This is a genomic window from Microbacterium sp. EYE_78 (genome assembly GCF_023149035.1).
In the GTDB taxonomy this organism is placed as follows: domain Bacteria; phylum Actinomycetota; class Actinomycetes; order Actinomycetales; family Microbacteriaceae; genus Microbacterium.
On sequence record NZ_JAHXMY010000001.1, the window covers coordinates 698,179 to 712,114 of the forward strand.

The following is a 13,936-nucleotide window of genomic DNA, read 5'->3' on the forward strand; positions in this document are numbered from 1 at the left end:
GGAGTTCTCCCCACTTATGCTCTTCTGCCCGGTGAGCCCGGACGAACGGATGCCGCGGCTCACCGCCCCACGTAGCGGGCGAGGTGCTCGCCGGTGACGGTGCTCCGCGAGTCGACGAGCTCGGCGGGCGTCCCCTCGAAGACGACGCGGCCGCCGTCGCGGCCCGCCCCGGGTCCGAGATCGATGATGTGGTCGGCGTGCGCCATCACCGCCTGATGGTGCTCGATGACGATGACGGAGTTGCCGGCATCCACCAACCGGTCGAGCAGGGCGAGCAGGTTGTCGACGTCGGCGAGGTGCAGACCCGTCGTCGGCTCGTCGAGGACGTAGACCGCACCCTTCTTCGCCATCGCGATCGCGAGCTTCAGCCGCTGCCGCTCGCCGCCGGAGAGCGTGTTGAGGGCCTGGCCGAGGGTGATGTAGCCGAGTCCGACGTCGATCATGCGCGACAGGGTCGTCTTGGCGGGGCCCGAGGTGAACCCGTGCGCCTCCTCCGCCGACATCGCGAGCACTTCGGCGATGTTCTTGCCGTCGAGGGTGTACTCCAGCACGGCGTCGCTGAAGCCGGAGCCGTCGCAGACCTCGCAGCGGGTCTCGACGCTCTGCGTGAAGCCGAGGTTCGTGATGATCACCCCGAGCCCCTTGCAGGCGGGGCAGGCGCCCTCGGAGTTCGCGCTGAACAGCGACGCCTTGACCCCGTTCGCCTTCGCGAAGGCCGTGCGGATGGCGTCGAGCACACCGGTGTAGGTCGCAGGGCTCGAGCGGCGTGATCCCTTGATGGGCGACTGGTCGACGACGACCACGTCGTCGAAGGCGGGGACGTTGCCGTGGATGAGGGAGGACTTGCCCGACCCTGCCACCCCGGTGACGACGGTCAGCACCCCGAGCGGGATGTCGACGTCGACGCCGGTGAGGTTGTGCTGCGTCGCACCCCGGATCTCGAGCGCGCGCGAGGAGGTGCGCGAGGTCGTCTTCAGGGCGGCCCGGTGGTCGAGGTGCCGCCCGGTGAGGGTGTCCGACGCGCGGAGGCCTGCGACGTCGCCCTCGAACATGATCTCGCCGCCGCGCGATCCGGCGTGGGGCCCCAGGTCGACGACGTGATCGGCGATCGCGATGACCTCGGGCTTGTGCTCGACCACCAGCACCGTGTTGCCCTTGTCGCGCAGGAGCAGCAAGAGGTCGTTCATCCGCTGGATGTCATGCGGGTGGAGGCCGGCGGTGGGCTCGTCGAAGACGTAGGTGACGTCGGTCAGCGCCGAACCGAGGTGCCGGATCATCTTGGTGCGCTGCGCCTCGCCGCCGGACAGCGTGCCCGATGAGCGGTCGAGCGAGAGGTAGCCGAGCCCGATGTCGATGAACGAGGTGATGACCTTCTGCAGCCCCGACAGCAGCGGGCCGACCGCCGACCCGTCGATGGTGTCGAGCCAGGCGGCGAGGTCGGTGATCTGCATCGCGGCGACCTCGGCGATGTTGACGCCGGCGATCCTCGACGAGCGCGCTCCTTCGTTCAAGCGGCTGCCCCCGCAGTCGGAGCAGGGCAGGAACTTCACGGCCCGGTCGACGAAGGCGCGGATGTGCGGCTGCAGCGACTCGCGATCCTTCTGCAGGAACGACTTGGTGATCTTCGGAACGAGCCCCTCGTAGGTCATGTTCATGTTCTGGAACTTGACCTTGGTCTGCTCCTTGTACAGGAAGTCGGCGCGCTCCTGCTCGGTGTAGTCGGCGATCGGCTTCGCGGCATCCAGGAATCCGGACTCGGTGAAGATGCGCACCATCCAACCGTCGACGTTGTACCCGGGGACCGTGATCGCCCCCTCCGACAGGGACTTCGAGCTGACGAAGAGCTCGTCGAGATCGACGTCGCTGACCTCGCCGAGTCCCTCGCACCGCGGGCACATGCCGCCGGTGATCTCGAAGGTCCGGTGCTCGCGCGTCCCCTTCTTCGCACCGGTGGCGATGGTGACCGCTCCCGATCCCGACACCGAGGGGACGTTGAACGAGAACGCCTGCGGCGATCCCACATGCGGCTGCCCGAGTCTGCTGAACAGCAGCCGGAGCATGGCGTAGGCATCGGTCACGGTGCCGACGGTCGAACGGGCGTTGGCACCCATCCGCTCCTGGTCGACGATGATCGCGGGGCTGACGTTCTCGAGACCGTCGACCTCGGGCCGGCTCAGCTGCCCCATGAACTGCTGCACGAACGTCGGATAGGTCTCGTTGATGAGGCGCTGCGACTCGGTCGCGATCGTCCCGAAGACGAGGGACGACTTGCCCGAGCCGCTGACACCGGTGAAGACGGTCAGTCGGCGTTTGGGGATCTCGACGTCGATGCCCTTGAGGTTGTTCTCGCGAGCACCGATGACGCGGATGACGTCGTGGGAGTCGGCGATGTGCTCGGCGGATGCCACGGCTCAGCCCTCGGCCCACGGCATCGGCCGCGGGGTCGGCTCGTCGCGGGTCGCGTCGTCCGGCAGGTGCGGCAGTTCGCCGCCGCCGGCGCGGATGCACAGCCACCGCAGCTGCCCGGGACTGTCCGGGTGGGCCCGCCAGGTGCGCCAGACCCCCTGGCCGACGCGGACGACCGATCCCGGTCCGACGTGGACGAGGTCGTCGTCCAGGCCCATCTGCCCGCGGCCCTCGAGGAAGACGTACAGTTCCTCGACCTCGGCGTGCGTGTGCCAGTACCCCGCCTGCTCGCCCGGTTCGAGGGCGTTGGCGGTCATGCCGATGTACTGCATCGCGAGCTCGTGATCGACGACGCGGCGGCCGTCGCGGGATCGCGCCGCGGCGAACCCGCCGAAATGGTCGCGCCACTGGTCGAGCGAGCCGATCTCGGTGATCTCGTAGCCGGTCATGTCGCCATCCTTCCGCCCGCGTTCAGTCTGTCGCATCGTTTGCCCGGTGGCAGCCGATGACGTGATCGTCGACCATGCCCGTGGACTGCATGAGGGCGTACATCGTCGTCGACCCGACAAAGCGGAAGCCGCGCTTGCGCAGCGCCTTCGACATGGCGTCCGAGTCCGCGGTCGTCGCGGGGACCTCGGCGAACGAGGCCGGGCGGCGATGGGATGGCGGGGCGAACGACCACATGAAGTCGTCGAGCTCGCCCGGCGCCAGCTGTGTCACGAGCTGCGCGTTCCCGATGGTCGCGAGGATCTTCGCGCGGTTGCGGATGATCCCGGCATCCGCCATGAGCCGTTCGACGTCGGACTCGTCGAACCGAGCGACGACGTCGGGCTCGAATCCGGCGAACACCTCGCGGAAGCGGGGGCGCTTCCGCAGGATGGTGATCCACGAGAGGCCCGCCTGGAAGCCCTCGAGGCTCATCTTCTCGAACAGCGGACGGTCGCCGTGCAGCGGGCGACCCCATTCCTCGTCGTGGTAGCGCCGGTACTCGGCGTCATCGCCGACCCAGGAACAGCGGGAGAGGCCGTCGGGCCCGATGCGCAGACTCACCCGCTCAGGCTACCGACGGCCTCCGACGTCACTGCTTCTTGACGTGCTTCTCCGGCACCGGCGCCTCGCCGCGTGCGGCGAGACCCGCGTAGTGGGCACGCGCCTCGTCCTGCCGCACCTTCTCGGCGCCCGATGCGATCGGCGCGCGCACGTGCTCGGGCGCGAGACCGAAGGCGTCGACGAGATCCTGCGCGTGCGGACGCAGACGCGCGCAGAGGCGGTCGATGTACTTCGACACCGCCGCGCCGCGCTGGGTGGAGAGTCGACCGTTGATGAGGTGCCAGGCGAGGTGCTTCTCGATGAGGTGCAGCCCGAAGAGGTCGCGGAGCCAGGTGAGGACCTGTCGCGTGCCGTCGTCCGTCGTCGCCCTGACGGCGTCGGAGAAGGCCTCCCACTGCAGCAGCTCTCCGTGCGCGCGCGCCGTCTCGATGAGCTCGGCCTGGTGCTGGTTGAACAGCGCGGCGGCTTGGTCGGCCGAGAGCTTGGATGCCGGGCGCAGCGCACCGGCGAGATCCGCGACCATCTGCTCGACCCGACCGGCCAGCAGCTCGTGCTGCTGCTCGGCCCGCAGCCCCAACTCGACCGAACGGGCGGTCGAGCCGAAGTCGGCGACGGTCTGGCCGAGGCTGCGCAGGCCCGCGCCGTGGAAGACCTTGCCCGCCGTCTGTCCGACGGCGAACTTGGCGAGGGCCGCGGCATCCGCCCCCGTGAACCGCCGCGCGAAATCAGCGAGCAGCCGCTTGCCGACCAGCTGGAGCAGCACGTTGTTGTCGCCCTCGAAGGTGACGTAGACGTCGAGGTCGGATCGGAGCCCGACGAGGCGGTTCTCGGCCATGAAGCCCGACCCGCCGCACGCTTCGCGCGCTTCCTGGATCGTGGTCAGCGCGTTCCACGTGCTGAGGGGCTTGAGCGCCGCGGCGAGGGTCTCGAGGTTCTCTCGCTCCGCCGGGGTGTCGGCCTTGCCGCCGAAGACGCCGTCGAAGGTGCGGAGCAGCTCGTCGTGCGCGAAGAACTGCGCGAAGTTCTGAGCGAGCAGCGGCAGCAGGCGTCGCTGGTGCTTGCCGTAGTCGAGCAGCACGACCTCGTCGGTGCCGGCGCCGGAGTCGAACTGCCGACGCTGGTTGCCGTAGGTCACCGCGATGTGCAGCGCGAGCGACGAGGCGATCGTCGCCGCTCCGTCGAGGGAGACCCGGCCCTGCACGAGGGCGCCGAGCATCGTGAAGAACCGTCGACCCGTGCTCTCGATGGGGCTCGAGTACGTGCCGTCGGGTGCGACGTCACCGTAGCGGTTGAGGAGGTTCGTGCGCGGGACCCGGACGTGGTCGAAGGCGAGTCGGCCGTTGTCGATGCCGTTGAGCCCGCCCTTGACGCCGTCGTCCTCGCTCTGCACGCCGGGGAGCATCTCGCCTTCGGCGGTGCGGATGGGCACGAAGAAGCAGTGGACGCCGTGGTTCACGCCGTTCGTGATGAGCTGCGCGAAGACGGTGGCCGCCTGTCCGTGCACGGCGGCGTTACCGAGGTAGTCCTTCCACGCCGCCCGGAACGGGGTGTTGATGACGAATTCTTCGGTGTCGGGGTCGTAGGTCGCGGTCGTGCCGATGGCGGCGACATCCGATCCGTGCCCGATCTCGGTCATGGCGAAGGCGCCGGGGAGCTTCGCATCGCGGATGTCGGCCAGCCAGCGATCATGGTGCGCCTTGGTGCCCAGCTGCAGGACCGCCGAGCCGAACAGTCCCCACTGGACGCCGGACTTGATCTGCATGCTCGGGTCGGCGAGCACGAGCTCTTCGAAGCCCGCGAGGTTGGCGCCGTTGTCCTCCTCGCCGCCGTACTCCTTCGGGAGCGCGCGGGTCGAGCCGCCGTTCTTCGCCAGCAGACGCACTTGCCCCATGACACGTTCGCGGTGCTCGGCGACGCTCTGGCCGTCGATGCGCCAGTACGCCGGGTCCTTGATGAGCTCGCGGACGGTGAGGCGGGTGTCGCCCCAGGTGCCACGGAGCATCGCGCCCACGGCGTCGATGTCGATGCGGGGCTCGTGCGCCTCGTCGGCAGTGTGCGGAGCGGTGGGAGCGCCGCCGGCGGGGGTGCGCTTGTCGGCGGCGGGCGTGGAGGAGCGGACGACGGTGTCGGTCATCACTGGCCTTTCTGAGGACGCCTGGATAGGGCGACGGGGCAGGGAAGTTCACCGGCAACGGTAGGAGTCCTCCAACGCGCCACCAACTGCGTTGTGCGGATCGGACAACCCGGCGCGGCGCCGTGGCCGGATCGCGTTGTACGCCGCCTACACCGCCGGGTGTCCGAGGCGAGCGGGACACTGGAGGCGGAGGACGCGATGATCACGATCGAACGGTGGGATTCCTCGGGCCGCAGCCTGCTCGCACAGCTGAACACCCCCGAGATGACGGCGCACCTGGGCGGCCCCGAGACCGAGGCGCAGCTCGACGATCGGCAGGAGCGCTACCTGCGCACGTGGGACGACCGGCCGGGCGCCATGTACCGCATCGACGTCGACGGGCGAGCCGCCGGCGGCATCGGCTACTGGCCGGTCGACGAGGGCGGGGTGCCCGCCTTCGAGACGGGGTGGAGCGTGCTGCCGGAGTTCCAGGGGCGAGGCGTCGCCACGGCCGCGCTGAGGCTCGTGATCGCGGAGGTGCGTCGCGACGGCAGTCGTGAGCTCCTGATGGCCTATCCCGGCGTCGACAACGCGCCGTCGAACGCGCTGTGCGCGCGTGCGGGGTTCGAGGAGCGCGGCGTCGGCTCCGAGCCGTGGCGCGGCGGTGTCCTCACCTTCCGGCGGTGGGCGCTCGACATGTCCCCGCTCGACCTAACGGGGTGCGTCGCGGACATCGACGAGCGCTTCGACGGGCAGGGACTCGACCCCTCGCGGTGGTGGCCGTACTACACGCCGCACTGGTCGTCGCGGGAGCGGACGGCCGCGCGGTACGCCATCTCGGCAGGGCTCGAGCTCCGGATCGATGCGGACACCGAGCCGTGGGCGCCGGAGTGGGACGGCGACGTGCGCGTCTCGCACCTGCAGACCGGTCAGCGATCGGGTGCAGTCGGCTCCGGGGTCGGACAGCACCGCTTCCGAGGCGACCTCGTCGTGCGCGAGGAGCAGGAGGAGCGGCGGCTGTGGCTGCCGCACTTCGGGGTGATCGAGGCGCGGATGTCGGCGGTGCGGCATCCGGACGCGATGGTGGCGTTCTGGCCGATCGGGTTCGAATCCGAGCCCGAGGAATCGGGCGAGATCTGCATCGCGGAGATCTTTGGGTCCGAGATCGACGACGAGGGCGGCCTAGTCGGCGTGGGCGTGAAACCGCAGAACGATCCGCGCCTGAGAGAGGACTTCGAGAAGGTCCGAGTCGACGGCGACCTCACCGTGCCGCACGACTACGCCGTCGAGTGGACGCCGGAGCGGCTGCGCTTCTTCGTCGACGGGCGGTGGGTGAAGACCGTCCCGCAGACCATCGACTACCCGGTGCAGCTCATGCTCGATCTGTACGAGCTGCCGTCCCCGGGGGGTGCACGCGACGTCGACGCCCTGCCCCATGCGATGCGGGTCGAGCGGGTGCGGACGTTCCGCCGCTGAAGCACTGCCAGAATTGTCGGATGCCCGATCTCAGCGCCCGCCGCAGCGTCGCCCACCTCCACGCCGGGGGAACCAGCGTGGTCATCGACCTCGACGAGGGAACGATGCCCGCGATCGTCCACTGGGGCGAGGATCTCGGTGATGCGCCGCAGGAGACGCTCGTCTCGCTCGCCGTCGCCTCGCGGCTGCAGCGGGTCTCCGGCGGCGCCGATCGCACGGTGGGCCTCGGTGTGCTGGCCACCGCCGCCGGCGGCTGGCTCGGCACTCCTGCACTCGAGGGGCACCGCGACGGCGAGTCGATCAGCGCGCTGTTCGCCGTCACCGACCTCCGCGTGACCGCGGACTCCCTCGAGGTGCATCTCACCGATGACGAGACCCGGATCTCGGCCCGGTACGAGCTCCGGGTGACGGCATCCGGACTGGTCCGCGTCCGCACCACGGTCCGCAACGACGGCGAGGACGACTACACCGTGCAGGCGCTGCACACGACGCTTCCCCTCCCGTGGGACGCCACCGAGATCCTCGACACCACCGGACGCCATCTGCGCGAGCGCTCCGCGCAGCGCCACGAGCTCACCTTCGGCACCCACCTTCGCGAGTCGCGCCGCGGGCGGCCGGGCGCCGACGCGACGCTGCTGCTGGCCGCCGGCACGCCCGGCTTCGGGTTCGAGCAGGGCCGGGTGCACGGTGTCCACCTCGCCTGGAGCGGCAACTCGCGGATCTTCGCCGAGCGCATCCCCACCGGGGAGTCGTTCCTCGGCGCCGGCGAGCTGTACCTGCCGGGCGAGATCCGTCTGGCCCCCGGCGAGGAGATCTCCTCGCCCGAGCTGCTCGGGTCGTGGGGCGACGGCCTCGACGAGCTCGCCGTCCGCTTCCACGACGAGTGGCGCGCCCGGCCGCAGCATCCGACGCGCCCGCGCCCGATCACGCTCAACACGTGGGAGGCGGTCTACTTCGACCACCGCCTGCCCAAGCTGATCGCACTCGCCGACGCCGCCGCCGAGATCGGCGTCGAGCGCTACGTGCTCGACGACGGCTGGTTCCGCCACCGCCGCGACGACACCGCCGGCCTCGGCGACTGGTACGTCGACGACACCGTCTGGCCGGGCGGTCTGCACCCGATCGCCGACCACGTGGTCGCGAAGGGGATGGAGTTCGGCCTCTGGTTCGAACCCGAGATGGTCAACCCCGACAGCGACCTCGCCCGCTCCCACCCCGACTGGGTCCTCCGCGGCCGCACCGAGCTGCCGCCGTCAGCGCGTCAGCAGCAGGTGCTGAACCTCGCGCACCCCGAGGCGTACGCCTACATCCTCGGCGTCATCTCCGACATCCTAGCCGCCTACCCGATCTCGTACATCAAGTGGGACCACAACCGCGACCTCGTCGACGCCGCGGCCGGTCCCGGCGGCGCGGGTCGGGTGCACGCGCAGACCCTCGCCGTCTACCGCCTGATCGACGAGCTCAAGGCAGCCCACCCGGGCCTCGAGATCGAGAGCTGCGCATCGGGTGGCGCCCGCGTCGACCTCGGCATCCTCGATCGCACCGACCGCATCTGGACGAGCGACTGCCTCGACCCCGTCGAGCGTCTCGAGAACCAGCGCTACACCGCGCTGGTCGTGCCGCCCGAGATGATGGGCATGCACCTCACGACCCCGCACGTCCACTCCACCGGCCGCACCGTCTCGCTCACGATGAGCGGTGCCGTCGCCCTCTTCGGCCACTTCGGCATCGAGTGGGACGTCACGACACTGTCCGAGACGGATGCCGCCGAGGTCGGCGCGTGGGTCGCGCTCGCCAAGCGCGTGCGACCCCTCGTCGCGACGGGCCGCGTGGTCAACGTCGACGTGGCGGACCCGGGGCTCGATGTCCGCGGCGTCGTCGCGGAAGACGCGGCATCCGCCTTCTTCACCGTCACGCAGTCGCAGACGCTCATCTCGTCGCCGACCGGCCGCGTGCGTCTTCCGGGGCTCGACGCCGACCGGACCTACCGCGTCCGGATCGTCACCCCGGGTGGCATCGTGCAGGACCCTGCGCAGTCGCCGCTCGCGTGGGCCCACCACGACACGGTCCTGACCGGCCGCCAGCTCGCCGTCGTGGGCGTGCGGCCACCGGTGCAGAACCCGCAGCAGTCCACCGTGATCGAGGTCACCGCACGCTGACGCGAGGGGGTTGACCGCGCGCGCACGGCCGCCGGAGGATGCTCGGACGCCCATCGAGAGGATCCCCGTGAGCCAGCCCGTCCGTTTCGCGATCGTCGGCGCGGGGTGGCGCGCCGAGTTCTTCCTGCGTCTCGCGGCCGCCGCGCCCGACCGACTCGAAGCGGTGGCGCTGCTCGCCCGGTCGGACGAGTCCGCGGAGCGCATCGAACGGTCCTGGGACGTCCCCGTCGTCCGGACGCTCGACGATCTGCTCGCCGCTGAGCCCGAGTTCGTCATCGCGTCGGTGACGTGGCCGGCCATGCCCGGGCTCGTCACCGAGCTGGTCGAGCGGGGGGCGCACGTGCTCGCCGAGACGCCTCCGGCGCCGGACGCGGCCGGCCTGCGGTCGCTGTGGGAGGCGGTGGGGTCGTCGCGCCGGGTGCAGGTCGCCGAGCAGTACATGCTCATGCCGGGGCACGCCGCCCGACTCGAGGTGGTGCGCTCCGGTGCGCTCGGCGCCGTGGGGGGCGTGCAGATCTCGTCGACGCATCTGTACCACGCGACGTCGATGATCCGGACGTTCCTGGATGCCGGCATGGCCGAGGCGACCGTGTCGGCCCGGACCTTCGCCGCACCGCTCGTGGATCCGTTGACGCCGGCGGGCTGGTCGGACGACGTCACGCCTGCGGAGCGGACGACGACGATCGCGACGATCGACTTCGGCGACGGGCGGATGGGCCTCTACGACTTCGTCGACAACCAGTGGTGGAACCCGATCCTGTCTCGGCGCATCGTCGTCCGCGGCTCGCACGGTGAGCTCGCCGACGACATCGTGCGCCGGTTCGAGGGCACCGAGGTGATCACGTCGCCGATCACCTACCGCCGGACCGGAATCGACCTCAACCTCGAGGGCAACGACGTCGTGTCGGCCGCCTTCGAAGGGCGGGTCGTCTACCGGAACCCGTGGGTCGGGACGCGGCTGTCGGAGGATGACATCGCGGTCGCGTCGCTGCTCGAGCAGACCGGACAGTGGGCGCGGGGTGACGGCGCGGAGCCGTATCCGCTCGCTGAGGCGTGCCAGGACCACCTGTTGGGGCTCGCGATCGGCGAGTCCGCGCGGACGGGTACCGATGTGAAGGTCACCCGCGACGTCTGGAGCTGAGTCGGCGTCGTTCGCCCGCGCTCAGGCGTTCGCGATGACGGCCACGACGGCCTCGCCGTAGGCCTCGCGCTTCTTCGCACCGATCCCGGTGATGCCGTCGAGGTCGGCGACCGACGTCGGGCGGTGCTCGGCGAGGGCGCGGAGGGTTGCGTCGCCGAAGACGATGTAGGCGGGGACTCCCTGCTCGCGCGCCTGCTCGGCGCGCCACGCGCGGAGCGCCTCGAAGAGGTCGCGGTCGCCCTCGGGCAGCGAGTCCGCTGTCGACGACTTCTTCGCACGGGTCGATCCCCCGCCGGTGCGGCCGAGGACGTCGCGCCGCAGGGGCACCGCTTCCTCGCCGCGGAGCACCGGCATGCCCGCGTCGCCGACGGCCAGCACGCCGTACTCCCCCTGCGCGACGAGGATGCCGCGGGCCAGGAGCTGCCTGACGACCGAGCGCCAGTCCTGCTCGGACAGGTCGTTCCCGATGCCGTAGGTCGAGAGCTTGTCGTGCCCCTGCTGACGGATGCGCTCGGTCGATCCGCCGCGGAGGATGTCGATGAGGTGCCCGGCGCCGAAGGCCTGGTTGCGCTCGCGCTGCAGGCGAACGATCGTCGAGAGGAGCTTCTGCGCCGCGACCAGGCCGTCCCACGTGTCGGGCTGGGTGAGGCAGGTGTCGCAGTTGCCACAGGCATCCGACGACTGACCGAAGTAGCCGAGCAGGTTCTGCCGGCGGCACGAGACCGTCTCGCAGAGGGCGAGCATCGCGTCGAGGTGCTGCCCCAGACGCATCTTGTAGGTGCGATCGCCGGGCGACTGGTCGATGAGGCGGCGCTGCTGGACGACATCGCCGAGGCCGTAGGCCATCCATGCGACCGCGGGCTCGCCGTCGCGGCCGGCGCGGCCGGTCTCCTGGTAGTAGCCCTCGACCGACTTCGGCAGGTCGATGTGGGCGACGAAGCGGACGTCGGGCTTGTCGATGCCCATGCCGAACGCGATCGTGGCGACCATGACGACGCCGTCTTCGCGCAGGAAGCGGGACTGGTGCCGGGCGCGGATCGAGGCATCCAACCCCGCGTGATACGCGAGGGCGTCGACGCCCTGCGTGCGCAGGTACTCGGCCGTCTGCTCGACCGACTTGCGGCTCAGCGCATAGACGATGCCTGCGGAGCCCTCGGGCTGCGACCGCACGAACTGCACGAGCTGGCGCCGCATGTCGACCTTGGGCTCGATGCGGTACTGGATGTTCGGGCGATCGAAGCTGGCGACGAAGTGGCGGGCATCGGGCAGGTGGAGGCGCTCGGTGAGCTCGGTGTGCGTCGCGCGCGTCGCCGTGGCGGTGAGCGCCATGCGCGGGACGCCCGGGAAGCGCTCGGCGAGGTCCCCGAGCGCGAGATAGTCGGGACGGAAGTCGTGGCCCCACTGCGAGACGCAGTGCGCCTCGTCGATCGCGATGACGCTGAGCTGTGCACGCTGCAGGAGCGCGGTGGTCGCGGGGACGGACAGCCGCTCGGGCGCGACGTAGATGAGGTCGAGTTCGCCGTCGAGGAGTGCCTGCTCGACGCCGGCGCGCTCGGCCGGGGTCTGCGTGGAGTTCAGGAACGCGGCGCGGACGCCGTTGGCGATGAGCGCATCGACCTGGTCGTGCATGAGCGCGATGAGAGGGCTGACGACGAGGCCGGTGCCGGGACGCACGAGCGCCGGCACCTGGTAGGTGATCGACTTGCCGCCGCCGGTCGGCATGAGGACGACCGCATCGCCGCCGGCGATGACGTGCGAGACGATGTCGGCCTGATCGCCGCGGAACGCCGGGTAGCCGAAGACCTCGGTGAGGACCTTCACCGGATCGTCGCCGACGTGGTCGCGACGCTCGAGCCGCAGGACCGACGCGGGCGCCGCCTGCGCGCTGCGCGGGCGGGTCGCGGGGCTCACGGGTGCACCGCGCGTGGCGCGTGCGACGGATGCCGCGTAGTCGTCGTACCGCGGGTCGGGCGGGGGCGGCGAGTCGAAGTCCTCGGGCGGGACGAGGTCGTCGGGATCCCACGAGAGGTCGGCGTACGGGTCGTTCTGCCAGCCGCCGTCACTCACCCGCTCAACGATAGCCGCGGGTGCCGACACCGGCTGCCGGTGTCGGTGCGGGGCGGGGTTGCGGCCGGCCGGTTGGGGCTGTGGAGAAGGCTGCCCCCGGCCCGCGAGACTGCACCCGCGCACCGAGGATGCGGCGTAGGAGTGCAGTCTCGACGCGCAGGTGCAGTCTCGATGCGCAGGTGCCGTCTCGACGGTCTCAGCGCGGGGCTCGGCCTTGGCGTGAGGATGTGGCCGACGCGTGAGGGGCCGGCCGAGCGCCTGCACCGCGGGTGCGAGCGGGGATCAGCATTCGAGCGGTCGTTTGTGCCTTCGTCGACCCGCCCAAGCGCAGAGCTCCGCTCGTGCGGCGGGTCCCCGCGATGACGGCATGCGAGCCGCGACGAGACTCTCGGAGATGTCGGGACCCTGCCTTACATTCGAAGATAGATACGAATGAGAGGGAGTTTGTCATGGATCGAACACGGCTCGCCGCGTGGCTCGACGAGGAGTCGGCGTATACCGCCGCGGTTATCCGCGATCACGGGGTGTTCATTCAATATGTGGGCGGGATGCTAGAGAGTGCGGCTCCTTTCGCCTACACGGTGGGACTCTTCGGGTCCGGGCGCCCGGAGATCGCAATCGTCGGGGTCTCCCCCGGGACCGCCGCCGCGGTCCTCAACACGGTCGCGAAACGGGTCATCGCCGGCGAGGAGCTTCGTCCTGGCCAGATCATCGGATTCGGAGAGGAGTGGCCGCATCGTGTCCGCGTCGAGCAGGTTCCGAACCCGGGCGATATCGCCTACAGCGCGAACGATCACTACCGCCGCGCGCCTGGGTCTTCCGTGCCCCTGCTCCAGCTCACGTACGACGACAAGGGCGGACGATTCCCGGACGAGGACGGGTACGCGAATCCCGGATGGGTTCAGCCTCGCCCGGGCAGGTGGCGTGCGTGATCCCGCTCCGACGCGCCACCCATCAGCACCACTTCTCCGCAAGGGTCCGTACGACGTTCGCGTTCCGGTTCGTCGCGACGCCCAGCAGGGCCGCCGCCGCGAGCGGATCGACCGTCCCGTCCTGGTAGCCCGGCTCGAGCAGCGCATGAGCGGCTCGGCCGCGAACCAGCATCCGTCCCCTGCCGTCAGCCTTCGCCTCGACCGCAGCGACCTGCGCGGGCGACAGGTCGTCCTTCATCAGATAGACGTAATGGCGCGCCAGCCCGGGGTTCTCGTCGTCGATGCGGCGGGTGTCCTGCCCGATCGCGGCGAACTCCGCGGCGGAGTAGACGATCGTCGGGACGTCGAAGCCCCGGTCGTCGGCGAACGCCTTCTCGAGCACCTGCTCGATCTTCGGCCGCGACCGCATCCGCGTCTCGAATCGCACATTGCCGGTGTTGATGTGCGTCTGCACGGCCTCGAAGCCCGCGCCTTCGACGGCACGGCGGATGTCCTCCTTCGGGAACACGCGCTTCGGGCCGAGGTTGATCGCGCGCAGGAAGGCCAGGTACGTCGCCATCGCTCCAGTGTGCCGCGCGGCGCCGACGGCCGC

10 protein-coding genes are annotated in these 13,936 nt (G+C 70.4%); 4 read left to right on the plus strand and 6 right to left on the minus strand.

The genetic code is table 11. From position 1 onward, the window contains the following. Nucleotides 1–59 precede the first annotated feature (59 nt). Genes KZX17_RS03330 through KZX17_RS03345 form a run of 4 tightly spaced genes read right to left on the minus strand, consistent with a single transcriptional unit; the run spans nucleotide 60 to nucleotide 5,590 of the window. Entirely contained in the window at nucleotides 60–2,408 is a 2,349-nt protein-coding gene (locus KZX17_RS03330) for an excinuclease ABC subunit UvrA (protein WP_248170765.1), read from the minus strand. A 3-nt stretch (nucleotides 2,409–2,411) separates the two neighbouring features. Continuing rightward, nucleotides 2,412–2,855, minus strand: coding sequence for a cupin domain-containing protein (locus tag KZX17_RS03335; RefSeq protein WP_248170764.1), 444 nt, complete (start codon nucleotides 2,853–2,855; stop codon nucleotides 2,412–2,414). 22 nt (nucleotides 2,856–2,877) lie between these two features. Next, on the minus strand, nucleotides 2,878–3,456 hold the full coding sequence (locus KZX17_RS03340) for a DNA-3-methyladenine glycosylase I (RefSeq protein WP_308194516.1): 579 nt from the start codon (nucleotides 3,454–3,456) through the stop codon (nucleotides 2,878–2,880). 28 nt (nucleotides 3,457–3,484) lie between these two features. Beyond that, complete coding sequence (locus tag KZX17_RS03345; protein WP_248170763.1) at nucleotides 3,485–5,590, minus strand: acyl-CoA dehydrogenase; 2,106 nt, start codon at nucleotides 5,588–5,590, stop codon at nucleotides 3,485–3,487. Between the two features lie 198 nt (nucleotides 5,591–5,788). Between KZX17_RS03345 and KZX17_RS03350 the strand changes: the two genes are divergently transcribed. From KZX17_RS03350 to KZX17_RS03360, 3 genes are all read left to right on the plus strand, one after another. Next, nucleotides 5,789–7,045 carry a GNAT family N-acetyltransferase gene (locus tag KZX17_RS03350; RefSeq protein WP_248170762.1) on the plus strand — a complete coding sequence of 419 codons (1,257 nt, stop codon included), beginning with the start codon at nucleotides 5,789–5,791 and terminating at the stop codon, nucleotides 7,043–7,045. 20 nt (nucleotides 7,046–7,065) lie between these two features. After that, the gene (locus KZX17_RS03355; RefSeq protein WP_248170761.1) at nucleotides 7,066–9,204 is read left to right on the plus strand and encodes an alpha-galactosidase; all 2,139 of its coding nucleotides are present in this window, start codon (nucleotides 7,066–7,068) and stop codon (nucleotides 9,202–9,204) included. A gap of 67 nt (nucleotides 9,205–9,271) precedes the next feature. Next, nucleotides 9,272–10,345, plus strand: coding sequence for a Gfo/Idh/MocA family oxidoreductase (locus KZX17_RS03360; RefSeq protein WP_248170760.1), 1,074 nt, complete (start codon nucleotides 9,272–9,274; stop codon nucleotides 10,343–10,345). Nucleotides 10,346–10,366: 21 nt separating this feature from the next. Here KZX17_RS03360 and recQ read toward each other — a convergent pair whose 3' ends face one another. Further along, the gene (gene recQ / locus KZX17_RS03365; RefSeq protein ID WP_248170759.1) at nucleotides 10,367–12,412 is read right to left on the minus strand and encodes a DNA helicase RecQ; all 2,046 of its coding nucleotides are present in this window, start codon (nucleotides 12,410–12,412) and stop codon (nucleotides 10,367–10,369) included. Nucleotides 12,413–12,861: 449 nt separating this feature from the next. Between recQ and KZX17_RS03370 the strand changes: the two genes are divergently transcribed. Further along, the gene (locus tag KZX17_RS03370) at nucleotides 12,862–13,344 is read left to right on the plus strand and encodes a DUF4262 domain-containing protein (protein WP_248170758.1); all 483 of its coding nucleotides are present in this window, start codon (nucleotides 12,862–12,864) and stop codon (nucleotides 13,342–13,344) included. A gap of 22 nt (nucleotides 13,345–13,366) precedes the next feature. Here KZX17_RS03370 and KZX17_RS03375 read toward each other — a convergent pair whose 3' ends face one another. After that, on the minus strand, nucleotides 13,367–13,903 hold the full coding sequence (locus KZX17_RS03375; protein WP_248170757.1) for a DUF1697 domain-containing protein: 537 nt from the start codon (nucleotides 13,901–13,903) through the stop codon (nucleotides 13,367–13,369). Between the last annotated feature and the right edge of the window lie 33 nt (nucleotides 13,904–13,936).